General features: G+C 68.7%; 14 protein-coding genes and 3 pseudogenes. 11 read left to right on the top strand and 6 right to left on the bottom strand.

What is annotated here, in order from left to right:
- Nucleotides 1-73: 73 nt before the first annotated feature.
- Complete coding sequence (locus OG594_RS23895) at nucleotides 74-1,108, bottom strand: hypothetical protein (RefSeq protein WP_266602204.1); 1,035 nt, start codon at nucleotides 1,106-1,108, stop codon at nucleotides 74-76.
- A 161-nt stretch (nucleotides 1,109-1,269) separates the two neighbouring features.
- Here OG594_RS23895 and OG594_RS23890 point away from each other — a divergent pair, with 161 nt between their 5' ends.
- The 3 genes from OG594_RS23890 (at nucleotide 1,270) to OG594_RS23880 (ending at nucleotide 3,341) form a co-directional block, all read left to right on the top strand.
- Nucleotides 1,270-2,523 carry an ISL3 family transposase gene (locus OG594_RS23890; RefSeq protein WP_323185288.1) on the top strand — a complete coding sequence of 418 codons (1,254 nt, stop codon included), beginning with the start codon at nucleotides 1,270-1,272 and terminating at the stop codon, nucleotides 2,521-2,523.
- Nucleotides 2,450-2,812 carry a transposase gene (locus OG594_RS23885; RefSeq protein WP_266603148.1) on the top strand — a complete coding sequence of 121 codons (363 nt, stop codon included), beginning with the start codon at nucleotides 2,450-2,452 and terminating at the stop codon, nucleotides 2,810-2,812. Before OG594_RS23890 ends, OG594_RS23885 begins: the two co-directional genes overlap by 74 nt.
- Nucleotides 2,813-2,873: 61 nt before the next feature.
- Nucleotides 2,874-3,341, top strand: a complete 468-nt coding sequence (locus OG594_RS23880; protein WP_266602202.1) for an HIT family protein — start codon at nucleotides 2,874-2,876, stop codon at nucleotides 3,339-3,341.
- 192 nt (nucleotides 3,342-3,533) lie between these two features.
- On the opposite strand, the gene OG594_RS23875 is transcribed toward OG594_RS23880, so the two are convergent.
- The gene (locus tag OG594_RS23875) at nucleotides 3,534-4,502 is read right to left on the bottom strand and encodes a helix-turn-helix domain-containing protein (RefSeq protein ID WP_266602200.1); all 969 of its coding nucleotides are present in this window, start codon (nucleotides 4,500-4,502) and stop codon (nucleotides 3,534-3,536) included.
- A gap of 131 nt (nucleotides 4,503-4,633) precedes the next feature.
- Between OG594_RS23875 and OG594_RS23870 the strand changes: the two genes are divergently transcribed.
- From OG594_RS23870 to OG594_RS23860, 3 genes are all read left to right on the top strand, one after another.
- Nucleotides 4,634-5,671, top strand: a complete 1,038-nt coding sequence (locus OG594_RS23870) for a trans-acting enoyl reductase family protein (protein WP_266602198.1) — start codon at nucleotides 4,634-4,636, stop codon at nucleotides 5,669-5,671.
- A gap of 209 nt (nucleotides 5,672-5,880) precedes the next feature.
- Nucleotides 5,881-6,426, top strand: coding sequence for a hypothetical protein (locus OG594_RS23865; RefSeq protein WP_266602196.1), 546 nt, complete (start codon nucleotides 5,881-5,883; stop codon nucleotides 6,424-6,426).
- A gap of 685 nt (nucleotides 6,427-7,111) precedes the next feature.
- Nucleotides 7,112-7,882 carry a hypothetical protein gene (locus OG594_RS23860; RefSeq protein WP_266602194.1) on the top strand — a complete coding sequence of 257 codons (771 nt, stop codon included), beginning with the start codon at nucleotides 7,112-7,114 and terminating at the stop codon, nucleotides 7,880-7,882.
- A 134-nt stretch (nucleotides 7,883-8,016) separates the two neighbouring features.
- Here the strand turns inward: OG594_RS23860 and OG594_RS23855 are convergent, their stop codons facing one another.
- Nucleotides 8,017-8,382, bottom strand: a complete 366-nt coding sequence (locus OG594_RS23855; protein ID WP_266602192.1) for a hypothetical protein — start codon at nucleotides 8,380-8,382, stop codon at nucleotides 8,017-8,019.
- Nucleotides 8,383-8,872: 490 nt separating this feature from the next.
- Here OG594_RS23855 and OG594_RS23850 point away from each other — a divergent pair, with 490 nt between their 5' ends.
- From OG594_RS23850 to OG594_RS23835, 4 genes and pseudogenes are all read left to right on the top strand, one after another.
- On the top strand, nucleotides 8,873-9,706 hold the full coding sequence (locus OG594_RS23850; RefSeq protein ID WP_266602190.1) for a helix-turn-helix domain-containing protein: 834 nt from the start codon (nucleotides 8,873-8,875) through the stop codon (nucleotides 9,704-9,706).
- Nucleotides 9,707-9,858: 152 nt separating this feature from the next.
- Entirely contained in the window at nucleotides 9,859-10,551 is a 693-nt protein-coding gene (locus OG594_RS23845) for an SDR family NAD(P)-dependent oxidoreductase (RefSeq protein ID WP_266602188.1), read from the top strand.
- 90 nt (nucleotides 10,552-10,641) lie between these two features.
- Nucleotides 10,642-11,491: pseudogene (locus OG594_RS23840) on the top strand (IS5 family transposase).
- A gap of 340 nt (nucleotides 11,492-11,831) precedes the next feature.
- Nucleotides 11,832-13,928 (top strand): ATP-dependent endonuclease, encoded by a 2,097-nt coding sequence (locus tag OG594_RS23835; RefSeq protein WP_266602186.1) that lies wholly within the window; start codon nucleotides 11,832-11,834, stop codon nucleotides 13,926-13,928.
- Between the two features lie 342 nt (nucleotides 13,929-14,270).
- On the opposite strand, the pseudogene OG594_RS23830 reads toward OG594_RS23835, so the two are convergent.
- The 3 genes and pseudogenes from OG594_RS23830 to OG594_RS23820 form a co-directional block, all read right to left on the bottom strand.
- A pseudogene (locus tag OG594_RS23830) lies at nucleotides 14,271-14,654 on the bottom strand (XRE family transcriptional regulator); the annotation flags it as partial.
- 184 nt (nucleotides 14,655-14,838) lie between these two features.
- On the bottom strand, nucleotides 14,839-16,470 hold the full coding sequence (locus OG594_RS23825; protein ID WP_266602184.1) for an NAD(P)/FAD-dependent oxidoreductase: 1,632 nt from the start codon (nucleotides 16,468-16,470) through the stop codon (nucleotides 14,839-14,841).
- 65 nt (nucleotides 16,471-16,535) lie between these two features.
- Nucleotides 16,536-18,109 (bottom strand): annotated as a pseudogene (locus OG594_RS23820) (APC family permease).
- Between the two features lie 318 nt (nucleotides 18,110-18,427).
- Between OG594_RS23820 and OG594_RS23815 the strand changes: the two are divergent.
- The gene (locus OG594_RS23815) at nucleotides 18,428-19,480 is read left to right on the top strand and encodes a M4 family metallopeptidase (RefSeq protein WP_266602182.1); all 1,053 of its coding nucleotides are present in this window, start codon (nucleotides 18,428-18,430) and stop codon (nucleotides 19,478-19,480) included.
- The last annotated feature ends 91 nt before the right edge of the window (nucleotides 19,481-19,571 follow it).

Genomic DNA, 19,571 nt, shown 5'->3' with positions numbered 1-19,571 from the left:
GTGAGGATTACTGCCGCGATCAGCCAGGTCGGAAGACCTGGCTGAGCCAAATCGGTGATCAGAGGTGGCATGCTCAGACTCCCATCTCGGTGGCCGCAGTTCCGTGGGTGCACGTCGCAGGGTTTGCGGTCGCGCGGTGCCGCTTGGCGGCGTGCTTCACCATCCGACGGACTCGTTCGCCGAAGCGCTTCGGGTCCGAGGCATTGGCTAGAAGCGCCGCGTCATGCCAGTCGGTGTTGGAACTGCCGAACACGTACATGGCCACTGCCTGAGCCTCCTGTGGGGTGAAGTCGACGAGCAGGAGATCGAGGCACGGGTGGTGCCCGTAGGGCTGTCGGTCCAAGTACTGGTCCTCGGCTGACTTGCTCCTGGGCTGCTTGCGGCTCTCGCTGTTGACCCCAAGAACGATGTGGTGGCCCTTGAGCTGGCGGGTGTGGATCGGTCGCCAGTTGTCACGCTCGGACCTGATCTGGCGGTTGAGCGCGGAGACCACACTTTCGTCGTCGTAGAGCTCCACGCCGTCCCAGTCGATGCTGATCAGCCCGTTGAGGACCGCGGAGCGCTTGCGAATCGTCAGGTTCCATTTACGCGCGAAGGCCACAGCTGTCTCTTCGTCGCTGTGGAACACGTAGGCCGTCATCGCGTCGTGGGCTTCCTTGTAGGCCTTGCAGGTACCCGTCGGGAGGGGCCATGTGGCGGCGATAGCAGACAGCTCGCCGTAGATATCTGACGTCGGGCGTAGCGTCAACGGGCGCTTGAACGGCAATGCCTTGGTCAGGGCCTCACGGGTGAGGGGCTGACACCTGAACGCGAGCTGCAGAGCGTCGACGGGCTTACGGGAGTCGACGATGAACGGGATCTGGTCGACCCCATAGCGCTCGCGCAGGTGGGGGCTGTCGGGGATCACGACCAGCCGGGTTGCCACGGCGTCCGCGGCCAGGCCGACCCGCCTGGCAAGTGAGCGGTGCTGCTGGGGCGGCCTGCCGACCAGCCATCGTGCGGCGCGTCGTGCCAATTTGATGCGGGGGGACGTCGGAGTGCTGTCGTTCCTGGTACTGATCAAGACCGCAAGCCGCGTCTGGGCCTTCATGTGCTTGTCGTAAGTCATCGGATGCCTTCCCTAGGTGAATTCCTGACACCTGTTAGGGCCTCGCCCCGGGGTCACCGACAGCAAGAACAGAAAATGTGATGCAGGTCACATCTTTCAGTCTGGAATCTCCAGCTATGAGGAGAAAAGGAATGCCCTGCTGCTGTCGACGGTGAGGTCGCGTGGCAGGTCTGGTGCCGAGGCCGGCACCGAGGGCGGCACCCTGTGGAACGGCTCGTCCACCTCCCGCACCCTTCCCACGTCGGTGCCGCGCCCCGACCTGTTCCGCATCCGAGAATGGACCACCGACGGTCACGCCTACCGGGCCGAGCTGTACGCCTTCGCCCCGGACCTTGCGCGTCCGCAGGTTCCTTTGCCCGGTCAGCTCGTGCGGGCGACGGACCTTCGCCGAACAGCTGCCAGGGTTGACCCGTCGGTACGGTCGGCGGACCGAGCGCCTGCGCTCGACGCTGGCCGCGGTCGGCCTCGCGCTCGCCGGTCGGGCCGGTGCCCGCATGGCGATAGTGTTCGGCGTGTCCGTGAGCCGCAGCACGGTACTGCGGCTGGTCGAAGCGTTGCCCGACCCCGAAGTTCCGGCCCCGCGGGTGGTAGGCGTCGATGAGTACGCGACCCGCAAAGGGCGTCACTACGGGACTGTCCTGGTCGACGTCAAAACCCGGCGTCCGGTGGACCTGCTGCCCGATCGGGAGGCGTCCAGCCTGGCCGCTTGGCTCGCCACACAGCCCGGGGTGGAGGTGGTCTGCCGCGATCGGGCACCGTTCTTCGCCGAAGGTGCCACGGCCGGGGCACCACAGTCGGTGCAGGTGGCGGACAGGTGGCATCTTTGGCACAACCTGAGCGAGGCTGCAGAGCGGTGCGTCGCAGACCACCGCGGATGCCTGCAGGTCCTGGCGCCAGATCCAGTCCAGCCTGCCCCCGAGCCGGAGAAGTTCGAAGACCCCTCCGGCTCGCCCTGGCCAAGGGGACACCGCTTCTCTGATCGCACCCGCGTCAAGCACGCGTCCGTCCACGAATTACTGGCCGCCGGGCTCAGTCGGAGGGCGATCGGCCGCCAACTCCGCATGACTTCCCGCACCGTCAAGCTCGTCGCCGACGCAGCCACCCCGGAGGACCTGTTCAAGGGGCAGTGGCAGGGCCGGCTATCCAAACTCGACGCCTTCAAGCCTTATCCGGATGACCGCTGGAACCAAGGCTGCACGAACGCCTGGAGGGTGTGGGAGGGGATCGTTTCGCTCGGCTATCGGGGCAGCTACCAGCGGGTTCGCCTATTTCCGGGAGAAGAGGCTCTCATCAGGATCCGTCACGGCTCGGCCACCATCACCCCGCGTCGTCGCCGGGTGGATCCTCCGCCAGCCCGAGACCCTCACCGAGACGGAGCACCTTCGGCTCAAAGCCGTTCTCGTCCACTGCCCTGAACTGGACGCACTCACCGGCCACGTCCGCACCTTCGGTCAGATGCTCACCGAGCGCCAGGGCGAACGGCTGCCGCAGTGGCTCGACGCCGTCCGGCAAGACAACCTCCCCGGCCTCCATACCCTCGCCGCAGGCATCAACCGTGACCGCGACGCCGTCATCGCCGGCCTTACCCAGCCCTGGAGCTCCGGCGTCGTCGAAGGCCACGTCAACCGAATCAAGATGCTCAAGCGCCAAGTCTTCGGACGAGCTGGCTTCCAACTCCTACGGAAAAGAGTTCTTCTGGCCTGACCGGTGCCTGGTGATGAAGACCGACAGGGGTTCACAGCGAAACAGTTCTACGATCTGGTGCATGGCGACTCCCGACTGCTACGCATGCAGCAAGGAAGCAGAGTTCGACGACCTTCCACCAAGAGAGTGCGTGGTCCATGACCAGCATTGGCGGGTAGCCCACGCCTTCAACACCGCAGTGCCCGGCTGGCTAGTGCTGCTGCCTCGGCGCCACGTTGCCGCAGTTCATGACCTCACCGATGCTGAGGCAGCTGCCCTAGGGATGTGGCAGGTCAAGCTCTCCCGCGCTCTCCAGAGCATGACTGGTTGCGCCAAGACCTACGTCGTCCAATTTGCCGAAGCCGAAGGCTTCGCACATGTGCACTTCCACATCGTTCCGCGCATGGCAGATCTGCAACCAGAGCATCGTGGGCCGGGCGTTTTCGAGCTGCTTCGGCGGCCCGAGCAGGAGCGTGTATCGGCTGACCGGGCAGACCAAGTGGCCCAGTCTGTCCGAGCTCAACTTCAGGGGCACCCGAACGCTCAGTAAGCAGACCACGGAATGTGACCCAGAACCCGAGTTTCAACAGCACCCGGGCCTTCCTCGAGGGCCGATCGTGGCCTTCGACGAGTCCCTGCTCAAGGTCGTTCGCCTGCGCTGACAGTGGCCAGTTGAAATTCCCCATCGGCGGCCAGTAGGTGGGGAGTCAACTGGTCGCCGATGGCTACTGACCGTGAAGTGTCAGCTTCCGTGATGTGCGCTTGGGACTGGCTCTTGGGGGCGGAAGGTGCGGCGATAGGTGTCGGGTGGGACGCCGACGCTGCGGTGGAAGTGGCGGCGCAGTGTGGCAGCGGTGCCCATGCCGGTAGCCGTGGCGATGGTGTCGACGGTGGCGTTGGTGGTTTCCAGAAGTTCCTGGGCGTGGCGGATGCGCTGGGTATGGAGCCACTGCAGTGGTGTGGTGCCGGTGAGGTGTTTGAAGTGGCGGGCGAGGTGGCGTGAGCTCATGCGGGCCCGGCGGGCCAGGTCCTCCACGGTGAGCGGTTGGTCCAGTCGCTCCAGCGCCCAGGGGAAGAGTGCGCCTAGGGGGTGGTTGCCGGGCTCGGGCAGGGGGGTGGCGATGAACTGGGCCTGGCCGCCGTCGCGGTGGGGTGGAATGACCAGGCGGCGGGCGATCTTGTTGGCGTTGGCCGCGCCGTGGTCGAGGCGGACCAGGTGCAGGCACAGGTCCATGGCGGCGGCCTTGCCGGCGGAGGTGAGGACGTCGCCGTTGTCGACGTAGAGGACGTCGGGGTCGACGGTGGCCGCAGGGTGGCGCCGGGCCAGTTCCCGGGTGTGGGCCCAGTGGGTGGTGGCGCGTCTGCCGTCGAGCAGTCCGGCTGCGCCCAGGATGAAGGCGCCCGTGCACAGAGAGGCCACGCGGGCGCCGGCCTCGTGGGCAGCACGCAGCGCCTGGACCAGGTCGGTGGGCGGTTCGCGGTCGGTGTCGGCCCAGCCGGGGACGATCACCGTGTCGGCGTGCGCGAGCTGGTCGAGTCCGTGGTCGGGCTCCAGGCGGAAGCGGTCGACGTGTACCGGACCGCTTCCGCAGACGGAGAAGTCATACCAAGGGTCCAGAACGTGAGTCAGATCGGCGCCGAAAACCTCGAGGGCCACGGACAGTTCGTAGTGGAGCATGCCGTCGGTGACGGCCAGCGCGACAGAGGGCATGTCCGAAACTGTACGCATCATGTCGTTTCCGACGCTCGTGCGGGGTGCTGCCGCGAGGACAGGATGTGGGTGTCAGGCCGCGGCGGATCGACACCGCGGCGGGGGTGGTTCGAGTGCACGGGAGCAGTCTCATGGGGTCAGGTCAGCTGGTGGCGGTGTTCGGCGCGTACGGTCACACCGGGCGGTTCGTGGTCGCGGAGCTGGCCGCGCGCGGGTACGTCCCGGTGCCCTCCGGGCGCAACGCCCAGGCGCTGCAGGAGCTGGCCGACGAGCACGGCCTTGAGCCCCGGGTGGCGACGGTCGAAGATGCGGTGTCGCTGGACCGGGCCCTGGCGGGCACAGCGGCGGTCATCAACTGCGCGGGCCCCTTCGCGACGACCACCGGTCCCGTGATCGAGGCCGCGCTCCGCGCGAAGATCCCGTACCTAGACGTGGCCGCCGAGCTCGAGGCCAACCTCGACACCTTCGCCCACTACCGGGACCGAGCCCGAGAAGCGGGCGCGGTGATCGTCCCAGCCATGGCCTTCTTCGGCGGCCTCGGCGACCTGCTGGCCACCACGGCGATGGGCGACTGGACCGCAGCAGACGAGGCCCACATCGCCTACGCGCTCAGCAGCTGGCGCCCCACCGCCGGCACCCGCCTGTCCGGTGCCGTCTCCCGCGAGCGGCGCGGGGACGTCCGCCTGCGCTACAGCGGCGGGCAGTGGGAGCGCCGCACCGACGCCCCGCCCACCCTCCAGTGGACCTTCCCGGAACCGATGGGGGTCCGGGACGTGATCGGGGAGTTCACGATGGCGGACGTCGTCACCGTTCCCCAGCACCTGTCCATCCCCGACGTGACCACCTACATGACCATTGAGGCGGTCCGGGACGTCGCCGCCCCCCACACACCGGCACCGATCGCCGCCGACGAGGACGGGCGCTCGGACCAAACCTTCCTCGTCGACGCCGTCGTACGCTCCGGCGGAGTCGAACGCCGGGCGGCGGCCAGCGGCCAGGACATCTACGCCATCACCGCGCCCCTGGTCGCCGAGGCCCTCGAACGCGTCCTGACCGGCCGCACCAAGTCCGCAGGCGTCGCCTCCGCCGGTGAGATCTTCGATGCACCGGACTTCCTGCACGCACTCGCCCCTTACATCGCACTCGACCTCCACCCGCAAGGCGCCTGACCGCGGCGCTGCACGACGCACGCTCAACACCCAGCGGGTCGAGTTGGTTACCCGTCCGGTGACGACCGAGTTGGGGTGCTGACAAAAGCCGTGTCACCGGCCGCGAAGGGTGGTTTCACCGGTCTGGTGGGTTGACTGCCAGGCGGGGTAGCGTCCGGGGCGCGGCATTCCGTCCCGGTAGGCCGCGCCCGTCCGGCAGAGGAAATCCAGTGTCTTTGTTCGATCGTTTCCGTAAGGCGCGTCCAGTTACCGAGCACGCTGTTGAGCCATTCGGTGTCCGCTTCGCCGACGTTCTGGCTCTGTCTGGTCGGGAACGTGATGCGCTGATGGACGAGTCAGCACTCTGGGAGGCTGCCCGTCATCTGCTGGAGGAAGGGGAAGTGCAGTGGGTGACGTGTGGTGGTGTGTGGGTTCCGCCCGACGCCCCGCCAATGCCCGTGCGCTACTACCTCACGGACCGGCGGATGCTGATGCTCCTCGACGGTCCTCGTCTGCCGGCCGGGCACGACAACTTCCGGTTCGACGACATGGCCGTTTTCGACCCTGAGGGCGGGGTGAAGGGCAGGCCGAAGCGTGTCCGGTATCTGGTGATCACGTCTGCGAGCGGGCGGCCGGAGGACGGCGTTCGGGCCACGGTCGAGTTCAACCTCGACGCGGAGGGCCAACGGTTCGTGGGGACCGCGATCTCCGTGATAGCAGACCATGGCGGGCTGCATGCGCGACTCGAACGAACCCGAAAGCGGAGCGAAGAATGATGGCCGCTGTTTACGGCTGGTGACGCGGTTTACAGGCACCCCGGGTCCCGGCCCGGTGCCGTCCGGCGCGAACCGGGCTGTACTCGATTCAGCCGGACCGCGCCGGGCGGTGCCGGGGCAGCGGGTGTCCGGGGGAGGCCGCGGCAATCCGTTCGCCTGGCATCGCCCGACCACCAGGCATGCGGGACAGTCATGTCGGCGGGCCAATGCTGTGGCCGGACAGCGACATGTGGCCGGTCCGCCACGAGCCCCACCAGCGCGAAACTGAGGGTTACGCGCCGGACGAGATCCGCATCGCCCGGACCGCGGGCGAATCGCCGCGAAGCCGGCCATGCGCCACAGCCAGCCCACCCCAGGAGGATGGACCGGTGCCCTTCGTCGGTCTCGCCCGCGCTGGGCCTCGACGGGGCCGATGGCCATCTGCTGCGAGTCCTGCGCGACCCCGATGCGACTGCTGCTGACCGCCGGGGTCGACGAGATGGACGGACCTGCTGGGACGTGAGCGTGGACTCGACTGTCTACCAAGACCCACGCGGCGGTCGAGCAGGCCCAGAAGCCGATGCCACTCGTGGCCACGGCCCGGCCCGAGCAGGAACCGCTCACCCCGTCCGCCCGTCATGTTCACGGGAGTTACCAGAGAATCAACACCCGTTACGCTCTTCACCACCGAGGTCCGAGGAGATCCATGGTCGACACCGTCAACTCACTGGCCACCCGTGTTCACGAACTGCTGGTGGAGGCCATGACCAATGGTCCCGCCGCGATGGGCACCGCGGGCTTCCACGACGTCGTCGCGCGCGCCACGGCACTAGGCCCCGACGGCACGTGGCTCGTCGCCGCCGGCCACTCGAGCCTCGGCGTCATGGCCGTCCTACGCGGAGAGGCGAACCAGGGAATCTTCCACCTCGACGCCGCGGTGGCAGCCGGTTACAACGACTGCGTGGCGCTCCACGTCGCCCCCTTCCGTCCGCTGCACGACGATCCCCGCTTCCGGGCCCTGTACCAGCGGATGCGCATCACCCAGGCGGACCTCGACGAGTTCTTCTGGCTGCACCGGGAAACGCAGCTCATGGTGCAGGCCGCCCAAACAGCGGCCGTTGACAACATAGGCCGTCTCGACACCGGGGTGTCCCCGCTTCCGCAGGCCCCCATGCCGACCCGGGAACCGAACACCCTCGGCGTCCTGATCACCCGCATCGACCTCGCGGCAACCCAGACCGCACTCCAACAGGCCGCCTTGAAGTCGGAGTTCCAGCGCAGCTCCGGCAATACCAGCCTCAGTCTCATCGACGACTCGTGGGACTACGACCGTGCTAGGCGCGACGCCTGGCACGCCGACGAGTTGGATTCCCAGCGCCTGCGGGCCGCCGAGGCCCGGGCTTTCGTCGAACGCCCCGGCGCCGGCACCGTGCTCATCCCCTGCCCGCCGCTGGGCTCGATCGCATACCCGGGCTGAGGAGGACCTCACCGGCACGGTGGCCGGTGAGGCTTCTTCTCCGGCTTCCGTCCGCCATTTCGGGCGAGGCTGGTGAGAACCGGCTACAGAGCCCACGACGCCCCCGCCGGCCGGCGGGGGCGCGGTGGCGGTACTCAGGCTTCGGTCAGCCAGCCTTCTTCAAGACCGCCCAGAACAAACCCGTTCTCGAAGCGCACCCTGTACCTGATCTGAACGCCGACTCCGGAGTCGAGCCCTCCGTGCCGGATGATCTGCTGACGGAGACTGTCGATCAGGCCGGCCGTGTGGCCATCGAACTGGACCCCACGGACTCGCCGTTCGAATTCCGCGAGCCCGTCCTGGGCCACGCCGCCGGCTTCCTTTGCCGAGCCCGTGACGATGCCCTCCAAGCCCTCGGCCAGGCACAGCGGACCGGGGAAGCCGATCCTGGCCGCCGTGTCGTTTGCGGTGAGCTGCACATCCCTGGTCAGCTTCACCTTCGCGCCGGTCTCGTACGGCATGGGTGTACCCCCTCGTTCGATCTTGGCCGTGACCATGGCAAGCGTAGTCGGGGATGCCATGGAAGGAATGGGTGTCCGGCAAGATCAGAAGCCTCACGGCTTGCCAGGTGGGGCCCTTCGTATCGGCCTCGGCCTGCAACGCGCAGAACCCTGTTCCTGCTTCTCGTCAACATGTCCCAGAGCAGCCGCCCGCGGTCGCTCCCGGAATCCGGCTGCAACCGTTTCTCTATCTGGCCGGCGCAGCCACACGCCGCGACCCTGATGGCCGGGTACCCCACGCTGGCCGTACTTCAGGTGAAGGGCACCCGGGCTACCGACTTCGAGGGATGGCCCCGTCGCATGACCAGCACACCCGCGCGGTATCGACTCTGCGGGGCAGGCGGGGCCCTGGAGCGGAGATCGATCACGACCAAGGCCGGCGCCAGCGGAGCGACCTTGTGGTACTGCGCGTACCACCCAGCGGGGCGAGGTGTGCGGGAGGATCGTGTGCATGGATCAACTCGGTGCCGCGCTGCGGGCGTGGCGGGACCGGCTGGACCCCGCGGCGGTGGGCTTCGCACACGGCTCACCCCGTCGGGTCCCCGGTCTGCGACGCGCGGAGCTGGCGACGCTGGCCGGCATCTCGGTCGAGTACGTGGTCCGGCTGGAGCAGGGACGGATGGCGACACCCTCGGCGCAGGTCTGCTCGGCCCTGGCTCGCGCCCTGCACCTGTCCGACGACGAGCACGCTCATCTTTTGCGCATGGCCGGTCACGCAGCGGATCCGAGTCGGGTTCCACGAATGATCCCAGGGAGCCTGTACCGGATCGTGGACCAGCTCGCCGGCAACCCGTTGGCGGTCTACGACGCCACCTGGCAGTTGCTGCACTGGAATCCGCTGTTCGCGGCCACGTTCGGCGATCCCACGGTCCGCGGTGTGGGAGACCGCAACGTCCTGGTCTGGCAGTTCCTGGGTGAGCTGCCCCGGGTCCGGCAGACGGCAGCCGAGCGGGTGGCGTTCGAGGAGTCCCTCGTCGCCGACCTGCGCGCGACGACGAGCCGGTACCCCGACGATCCCGACCTCGCAGCGTTGGTGTCGAGGCTGAACCTCAGCCCACGGTTCTGCGAGTTGTGGAGCCGCCGAGCGGTGGGCGGTCACCAGAGTGCGCACAAACTCGTCCAGCACCCGGATGTCGGAGACATCGCCATGAACTCTGACATCCTCAACACCCAGGACACGAACCTCCGCCTCGTGGTGTACACGCCGCAGCCAGGCACCGACGCCCGCAGCAAACTCGAATTCCTTGCGGCCATTGGGGTTCAGAGGATGTCTCCTCAGGGGTGAAGGCCCGCGTTCTGCCTCGTCCGGTGGACCAGGCTGCTGGGTGGTACGCGCGGTACCAGGAAGTTCTGTAGCTCCCGCCAACCCTCCCGGGGACCCAGCATGGAGTGCGTGAACAGCGCACGACCGTGCTGTTCGGACCAGGAGGAGCCAGCATGACCACCACGTTCATCACCGGGGCCAACAAGTCCCTCGGTTTTGAAACCGCTCGTCGCCTCGTCGAGGCGGGGCACACCGTCATCCTCGGTGCCCGCCACCGTGAGCGCGGTCGGGCCGCGGCCGAGTCGCTCGGCGCCCGGTTCGTTCAGATCGACGTGACCGACGACGCCTCGGTCCAGGCCGCGGCCGCGGATGTCGCCGCGCATGAGGGAACGATCGACGTCCTGGTCAACAACGCCGGCGTCCTCGGCAAGGTCGGCCCCGTCGAGGAGTACACCGCGGCCGACGTGAGCGCCGTGCTCGACGTGAACGTCGTCGGGATCGTGCGCGTCACGCACGCCTTCCTCCCGCTGCTGCGCAAGTCGCCGAACCCCGTCATCGTCAACGTGTCCAGCGGGATGGGCTCCTTCAGCATGACCCAGGACCCGGCGCGGATCGAGTCGCAGTATGCCCTGCCCCTCTACTGCGCCTCGAAGACCGCGGTCACGATGCTCACGACGCAGTACGCCAAGGAACTAAAGGACGTGAAGGTCAACGCCGCAGACCCCGGGCAGACCGCGACCGACTTCACCGGCGGCCTCGGACACAGCGTCGCCGACGGCGCAGAGTCCATAGTGACCCTCGCGACGATCGGCCCGGACGGGCCGACGGGCCAGTTCACCGACCGATCCGGGAACCTCCCGTGGTGAACCTGCCCTGAGCTCAGGGTCGGTCGACCCACCTCCCTGGGCGTACCTCATGCTCGCAATCTCTATGCTCAGTGATCACGAAGGACGGCCGTGCCCACGCTGCCAGCTTGCCTGCTCGAACCCCTGTGGGACCAGTTCGCCGCGCTCCTCCCCGTCCGGGAGGAGTTCGTCGTCGGCCACCCGCTGGGCTGTCACCGCCGCCGAATCCCCGACCGAACCGTCTTCGAGCACGTCGTGCTCGCGCTGGCCCATGGTTCCGGCTACGAGCGGATCTCCACACCCGGATGCTCGGACCGCACCATCCGCCGACGCCTCAAAGAGTGGTCCCGGCAAGGGATTTCCAAAGCGCTGCACGCTCTCGCCCCGGACGCCTACGACCGGATGATCGGTTTCGACCTTGGCGAGATCTCGGTGGACGGCTGCATCACCAAGGCCCCGTCCGGCGGGGAGAAGGCCGGCCGCTCGCCGGTCGACCGGGGCAAGCAGGGACTGAAGCACTCCGCCGCCTGCGATGCCCGCGGCGTTCCATTGGGGATCGTCTCCGAGAGGGCCAATAGGCACGACTCGCCACTGCTCGGACTGGCCCTGAACGCCGCGCAGGAGCAGGTTGGCATGCTGCCGGACTTCGCGAACGTCAACCTCGACCGGGCTACGACAGCATCAAGTCCCGTGCGTTGATAGTCGAGTTGGGGTTCACTGCCGAGATCGCCCGCAAGGGTGTGCCCGCTCGATCCAGGCCAGCAGGCGGTGGCCCGTCGAGCGCACGCATTCGTGGATGAACGGCTACGGCAAGCTTCGGCGCTGCACCGAGAGAAGCGGCAGGGCCGTGGACTTCCACCTCTACGTCGCCGCTACCCTCGTCACACTTCGCATGATGATCTGGCAGGCACGCAGCCGCTACCGCTGGGATGGCCGACCCACCCGCTGCCGCCTCAAGTGATCCATTTGCCGGTCGGTCTAAAGCCAGACTGGTTTCGTGCCGCGCCGTTACGGCGACGCAGGGCACCTAGCACGACCGCGGCGGGACGGTGCGGGAGAACGCGAGAGGGCGGCAGCCCTCTCGCCAACCGGACCGCAATCCGCTGCGCGACAGCGACCAGAAGAGCCGCGCAGCCCCCCTCCACACGAAGCATCGACCGCCCGGGAGGGGGAGGAAGCCTCAGCCCGTGCCGACGGCGCAAGTCGGGCGAAATTTCCGGCACCGGCGTGAGCTGATCGGTACGCTTCGCAGATCACCAGCGTCGTGCCAGGAGCGACGTGCACACCGTGCTGGGGGCATCATGGCGATCACCTTCGCCGTCACCGAAGTCATGCTGACGACGGGCTTGAAGCTGGCACCTCCGACGAACGGCATGACGCTGTTCATCGGCTCCAACAACAGCGGGAAATCGCTTCTCCTGCGTGAACTCAACCAGCACGTCAACCAGCCCGGGGGTCCGGGCGGCGCGCCCTTCCATTGGATCCAGCACGCGTTCCCACAGCCTGGCGGGACTGCCGAGGACTTCATGGCGTGGCTGGACGCACGTGGGTACGGCCACTGGGACCCGACTGCGGGCGAGCAGTACACCGATCCGGACGGAGGCACGGTACTCAAGGGCACCGTTCCCCACGTGTGGCAGTCCGTCGCCCGCTCAGCACTGGTCCCCTTCCTGAAGCAGGATTTGTGGACGAACAACCGCCTAGAGCTCGAGGCAGACGCGCCGCGCTGGGACGAGCTGCGGGCTCCCCGATCCAAGCTTCAGTACCTCTACGCGAACCGCGACAAGGAGAGAGCCTTCTCTGAGCTGGTCTACCAGGCCTTCGGTGAGCACGTGTCGGTAGACCGTTACGCCGAGTCGATCCAGCTTGTTGTGGGCCGGCCTCATCCGGATCTCCGGGATGCCCTTCCGGGAGAGGCGCGAGAGGTCGCTGCGGCATACCGAAGCCTGCCCTCGGTATCCGATCAGGGCGACGGTTTCCGCAGCTTCGTCCAGATCCTGCTGCAGGTGATGGTGCGACCCGCTCCGCTCGTCATCATCGACGAGCCTGAGGCGTTTCTGCACCCGCCGCAAGCCCGTCTCCTCGGACGCCTGCTGGCTGGCATCGAAGAGCAGACGCAGCTGTTTGTCGCGACCCACAGCGCCGATTTCCTCGCCGGCGTCCTCGAAACGGAAAAGACGCGGCCGGTGTCGATCGTCCGCCTCGACCGTTCCTCGGACAGGCCTACCGCCCGGCTGCTGAATCCGGACACGGTACAGGACCTCCTGCGCACTCCCCTGTTGCGGTACTCGAACTTGTCCTCGGGCCTGTTCCACGACCGGGTCGTGCTCTGCGAAGGCGCCAGCGACTGCCAGTTCTATGCCGCGTCGTTCGACGCCAGCAAGGACGCGGCGGCCCCGCACGACAACATTCTCTTCCTCCACACCAACGGCAAGCCGCCGCTCGCCGACACCGCGCGACGGCTACGGCAGTGCGGTATTCCCACCGCGGTGATCGCCGACTTCGACTACCTCCGGGATAGCCTCGTCAAGGCAGTCAGACGCCTCGACGGCGTCGCCGCACGCCTGGATGCGGACACCAAGTGCCTCAACGCGGATGCGACCGGATCCCGGCTTGAGGCGTCCGCGGGCGGCTTCAAGACCGCGATGAACGAACTCCTGAAGGGCGTCAAGGCCGCCGACCCCCTTCCGGAGCAGGTACTCACCAAACTCACTGCCCTGGCCAAGGGCAGTAGCCGATGGGACGACCTCAAGAACTACGGCCTTGGAACCCTGAAGGGCGATCCGCGCAACGCAGCGAAGCGTCTGCTGCAGGCGGCGGCCGACCACGGACTGTTCGTGGTGCCCTGCGGTGAGCTTGAGTCCTGGGTGCCTGACGTGTCCCGTGGCAACAAGGCGGAATGGTGCCGGAGGGTGTTCACCGAAGGCTGGTACGCAAAGCCGAGCGGGGAACTGAAGACCTTCTGCGACAGCATTCGCGCCTACCTGAAGCACGGGGTCGCCGACCACACGCGTACCGGAGCCCAGGCCCTCCAGGTGACCTCTCGTCTCGACCACGCTCGCGCTGTCGTCATCAACAGCAGCGATGTTCCCCTGACAGCGGTGCGGGTCATCCGTGCGACCTACACCGACCAAGGTCGCCATCGCATTCAGCCGCTCTGGGGCACGCCCGAGAGCAAGACCTGCGGTGACCTCGGGGCAGGAGAGGAGTTCTCCGTCCCCCTCACGCTGCTGAGCGACGGATACGGCTACGAAGGGTTCCTCCCGCGCGAGTCGACGGACCAGGCGCTCACGGTCCACTTCCGCGACCAGGCCGGCCTGTGGTGGGAGCGCATCGCCGACGGGCACCCGACACCTCTGCCGTCCGGTCCCTCCTCACCCGACCCTGCGCCGGAGTAACCGTCCAAGCACCTCGTTCGGAGGTGAACGCTCGTTGGGCTGGACCTGCGGCCGCGACGCAACCTGTCCTGCCTGCTGCGTGTTCGCGGAGGTATGGGGCCGGGGTGGATGCTGTCGACCGGGGCGGTGACCGGCTACGTGTGACGGCGGCCGGGATCCTGGCCGCGGTCGACGGCGCCCGGGGGGCGGGAGCAGCCCGTCCGAGAGCGGCTCCCCGCAGGGGCTATTGCACCCTTCTTCCGGGCGAGACCGGCGTTGGCGCGCTGGTTCATGTGTGAGCCGCACCCGGACAGGTGCTCGTGTCCGGTTGCGGCTCTGCCGGGGCAGGCCCGGTGGTGGGGGTCAGCAGGAGACGTCGAAGTAGTCGATGTCGGTGGACTCGACCCGGAGCTGGTCGGCCCGGGTGCCGCCGTCCTTGAAGTAGATCTCCTGCAGTCCCTCGGCGACGATCGCACGCATGTCGCGGTCGTCGGTGCCGTGGGCGCGGGCGTCGAAGAGGCGCTGGGCGTAGGCGGGCGGGAGGTGGACGGTGAGGCGGCGCATGCGGCCGTCGTCGGTGGTGCCGACGGCGGCGGTGTATCCGAACCGGGCCCGGGTCTCGACGGTGATCCCGGTGCTGGTGGCGGCCTCCTTGCGGCGGCGGCCACGTACCACGGGCTGCCAGCGGGCCCGCACGGCCGTGTCGATGCGGTCCGCGACCGGCTTGGGCGGGGTCTTGCGGTCGCCTAGCAGGACCCGACCCACCCGTCATGCCACCCAGCACAGCCCAGGTCAGCCGTCCCCCGGGACGAAAACCACCTTTCACCAGGCAGACAGCAATGACCACCCGCTCACACCCATACCCCGCCACCACACCCCCACCTCACGCGCACACCACCGCCCCGCAGGGGCACGCCCGTGGTCCGCCGACTCAGGTGAGGGCGGCGATCACCTCTCGCGCCGCCCGTTCGCCCTCGGTGGCACCGCCCTCCATGAAGCCCTGGAAGTCGTAGCTGCAGTGCTCGCCGGAGAGGTGGACGTTGCCCTGCGCGGTGCCCTCGTACTTCGCGTACCGGTGCAGGTAGCCGGTCGGCCAGTACGAGTACGCGCCCAGCGAGTACGGGTTGCGGTGCCATGCGGAGAGCTGGGCCCGCCCCGTCCATGCGGCCCTGGTGCGGGGGAAGAACGCGTCGATCCCGGTCAGCGTGCGGTCGGTGAGCCGCCGCACGTACGGGTCGGACTCGGTGGCGAACGGTGTGGCGGGGGTCAGGGCGCGCGCCAGGGTCCCGCCGCCGTACTGGAGCAGGATGCCGCCGGTGCCGGGCTGGAGCTTGGTGGTGTCCCAGGTCTGCTGGACCTCGGAGTCAGTGAAGCAGTCGCCCGCCGACACGCCGGGCCAGGGGCCAGTGCCGCGCCACGGACGGCCGGTGAACTGCATGTTGAGCTTGGTGCAGGCGCCCATCCGGGCGTCGCGCAGCAAGTTCTTCATGAGGGGGTCGAAACCGGCCGCCGAGGTGTCGACGCCCTGGAGGACCGGCAGCGGCAGGCACAGGACGGTGTGGTCGGCCACGACCGTGCGGGTGGCGCCGGAGTCGTCGAAGGTGAGGGTCTGGGTGCCGTCGGTGTCGGCGCGCACGGCGACCAACTGGCGGCCCATGACGATCGAACCGGAGGGCAGGGCCGCGGCAATGGCGTTCGGCAGCTGGTCGTTGCCGCCGACGATGTGGTAGCGCTCGTTGGACAGGCCCCAGACGTTGAAGTTCCCGGGGTTGGGCTGGTAGCCCATCAGCAGGACCAGGGCGAGGGCGGACTGGTCGGTGGTGTCGGCCCCGTACTCGACGTTGTAGGCCACGTCGATGAAGCGGCCGAGCGGGGAGTCGTGCCCGCCGGGGACCCGGCTCTCGATCCACTCGTAAAGGGTCATGTTGTCCAGGGCCGTGCCGACGGGGGTGGTGGAGTTCCAGGACACCTCGCCGGAGTCCTGGAGGTCGCGGTGCAGCTGCTGGTAGACGGCCTTGAAGTCCTCGTCGGCTCGGGTGCGGGAGTAGTAGGTGCCGTTGAACCACAGGACCTCCTCGGCCCCGTTGGGGCCGCCGCCGAGGAAGTCCTCGGTCGGGAGGCCGAAGCGGCGGCAGAGTTCCAACATCTTCTTGTGGCTGGTGTCGATCAGTTCGCCGCCCACCTCGGAGGTCTGCCCGTACGCCCAGTGGTCGCGCTGCGTCCAGATCCGGCCGCCGACGCGGTCGCGGTTGGCTTCGTAGACGGTGCACGGGATGCCCGCGTCCTGGAGGGTGAGGGCGGCGGTGAGGCCGGCGATGCCCGCACCGACCACCGCGACGCGGGCCCGCTGGGGCCTTTTGCCGTCGAGGGCGGGGGTGGCGGCGCGGGCCGGGGCGGCGGCGACGCCCGCCACGGCGGTGCCGAGGCCGAGGGCGGCCGCCCGCCGCATAAGCTCCCGGCGGCCGAGGCCGCGCACGTCGGCGACGGGCAGACGCAGGCGGTGGGCGGCGGCGTGTTCGGCGGTGAGCCGGCGGAGTGCGTGCATGAGGGGCGTACGGGCCATGGCGGGGGCTCCTTCGCGGAGTGGGCGACTGCGGGCCGGGCGTTCGTGGATCAGGCGTACGCGGATCAGACGTCCGCATGGAACGGGGAGAGGCCGGTGGTGCCGTCGGAACCGGGGGCGGTGTCGTCGTCGGCACGCTCGGCGGCGTCCTCCAGGACAATGCGGCCGATGACCTCGTAGCGCTCGGGCGCCTTGGCCTTGAGCCACAGGCCGAGGCCCAGTCCGCCGAAGAAGACGGCGCCGACGATCCAGGGGATCAGCTTGAAGAAGACGGAGTCGGCGGCGGCACCGGCCGCGGTCTCCATGTTGACGACAAGCAGGACCACGACGACGGTCATCGCGATCCCACCGAGCAGGGGCGCGGTGAAGGTCCTGAACCAGTGCCGGTCCTCGGGGTGGTTGCGGCGGAAGTAGCCGATGACGGCGAAGGAGCACAGGGTCTGGACGATCAGGATCGCCATGGTCCCCAGGATCGCCAGCAGCGTGTACAGGTGCAGGTACGGGTCCTGGCCGGTGAGCCAGAAGCCTGCGACCAGGGTTACCGCGATGACGGTCTGGACGACGGAGGCGACGTGCGGGGAGCCGTGGCGCGGGTGGGTCCGGCCGAGCGCCGGGTGCAGGAAGCGCTCGCGGCCGACGGCGTACAGGTAGCGGGCGGCGCACTGGTGGAAGGCCATCCCGCAGGCGAACGAGCCGGTGAGCAGTAGCCATTGGAAGGCGTCCACGGCCCATGCGCCGATGAAGTGCCGGGTGGGGGCGAAGAAGAGGTCGAGGGGGTTGGCGGAGGCGGACAGTTCCACGGACCCGGTCAGGCCGTTGCCGGCGATGGTCATCCAGGAGACGTAGATGTAGAAGAGGCCGACTCCGACGACGGAGATGAGCGTGGCCTTGGGAATGACCCGCTTGGGGTCGCGGGACTCCTCGCCGTACATGGCGGTGGACTCGAAGCCGACCCAGGACCAGAAGGCGAAGAAGAGGCCGAGGCCGGCGGAGGTACCGGTGAAGGCGTTCCGGGGGTCGACCGGCTCGAGGGGGATCCCGTCGGGGCCGCCGCCGGAGACCAGTACGGCGGTGGCGACGGCGAACAGGACCGCGATCTCGGCGACCAGCATCACGCCGAGTGCCTTGGCGGTCAGGTTGATGTCGAAGTGGGCGAGGCCGGCGGTGACGGCGAGCATCCCGGCCGCGTACAGCACCCAGGGGAGGTCGACGCCGAGCTGGTCCTGGACCGTGGTGCGGGCGAAGTAGGAGAAGACGCCGACGATCGAGGCCTCGAAGACGACGTACGCGAGGACGGCGAGCATGCCGGAGGCCATGCCGGCGATCCGGCCGAGTCCGTGGGAGATGTACCCGTAGAAGGCGCCCGCGGCGGTGATGCGCTTGGCCATGGCCACGTAGCCGACCGCGAAGACGGTGAGGACGACGGTGGCGAAGAGGTACCCGGCGGGGGCGCCGGTTCCGTTGCCGAAGCCGACCGCGATGGGGAGATTGCCGGTCTGGCGGTGATGGGGGCGGCGGTGGCGACGGCCATGAAGACGACGCCGACCAGGCCGACGGAGTTGGCCTTGAGGCGCTGGACCTCGCCTGCGGGGCGAGCCGCCCGGGTGGATCGGGGGGTGCCGGTGGAACCGTTGGACATGTCGTCCTCTTCCGCTCGTGCTGGGTGTCCCGACGTGAGGCGGGCCACTCTGGCGGTACGTGACGCAGCCCACAATCGGCATGCGGTCCGATAATCGCCGTGTGGGGACGACGAGTTGTCGGGGCATCAGGAGCGGTTCGTACGCCGTCGGCGGTGGGCACGGCGGCGTGTCCGGCGGGCGGCCCGGGGACGGCTGGGCAGGTGGGGCCGATCCGGACCTTGTCAGGGTCTGTTCAAGCCGGGTGCCGGTGGGCGAGGATCACGCCCGCCCCACCCGTTTTCTTTCCCCACCACGCCTTCCCACCCCGGAGGATGTCCATGACCCGCCGCACACCCCGCGGCCTGCTCGCCGCGGCCACCGCCACCGTGGCGCTCTTCTCGCTCGCCGGCCCGGCCACCGCGCAGTCCTCGGCCCCGACGGCCGACTCCACCGCGCCGCAGGGCCGGATCTTCATGGTCAACCCCGTCCAGGCCACGGGCGACCAGGCACTCACCGACGGCAAGGACGCCGATTCCGTCGTCCCCGCCACCGCGTACGCCCTGGCCGCGCTGCGCAACCTGGACGGCGGCGGCGGACTCCACGGCCGCTGGGCCTCCGTGCGCTCGGACACCGGCCCCTCGGCCAGGACCGGCGAGGCCGCCGGGTACACCCGTCACGACGACCGGTTCGAGCAGGTCATGGCCTACTTCTGGGTCAACGAGGCGCAGGAGTACCTCCAGTCCCTGGGCTTCGGTACCGAGCTGCGGGGCGCCAACGACCGGGTGCAGCCCGTACGGATCAACCAGTGGGGCGCGGACAACTCCTTCTTCACCGACAAGAAGGACGAGATCCGCTTCGGCAAGGGCGGGGTCGACGACGCCGAGGACGCCGAGGTGATCGTCCACGAGTACGGCCACGCGGTGCACAACGCGCAGGTCCCCGGCTTCGGCTCCTCTCCCGAGGCCGGCGCGATAGGCGAGGCCTTCGGTGACTACCTGGCGGTCGAGGTCGGCGCCCATGCGGACGCCGCGTACGGCTGGCCGCAGCGGGCCGACCTGGCCTGCGTCGCCGACTGGGACGCGGCCTCCTACAGCGACGCCCCGCACTGCCTGCGCCGCATCGACGGGAACAAGGTGTACGCCGACCTGGTGGGCGAGGTCCACGCGGACGGGGAGATCTGGTCCCGCGCCCTCTTCGACATCCGCAACGCCCTGGGCTCCCGGACCGCTGACCGCATCATTGTCAACGCCCAGTTCGGTTTCGCGCCGGACACGTCCTTCAAGGACGCGGCCCTGACGACGGTTTCGACCGCCCAGCGGATGTACGGCACGAACGCTGCGGATGCCGTGCGTGCCGCGTTCAAGGCCCGGCATATCCCCGGCGTCCAGTAACGGCCGGGCCCTTCCCCGGACTCGGTGCACACCGCGTCCGGGGAGTGGTACATCGCCCCGGCGGGCCGGCGGGCCCGCCGGGGCTTCCGCC

Source organism: Streptomyces sp. NBC_01214, assembly GCF_026340975.1.
Classification (GTDB): Bacteria; Actinomycetota; Actinomycetes; order Streptomycetales; family Streptomycetaceae; genus Streptomyces.
Note: the sequence above shows the minus strand (reverse complement) of the source record. Positions and strands in the feature narration are given on the sequence as shown.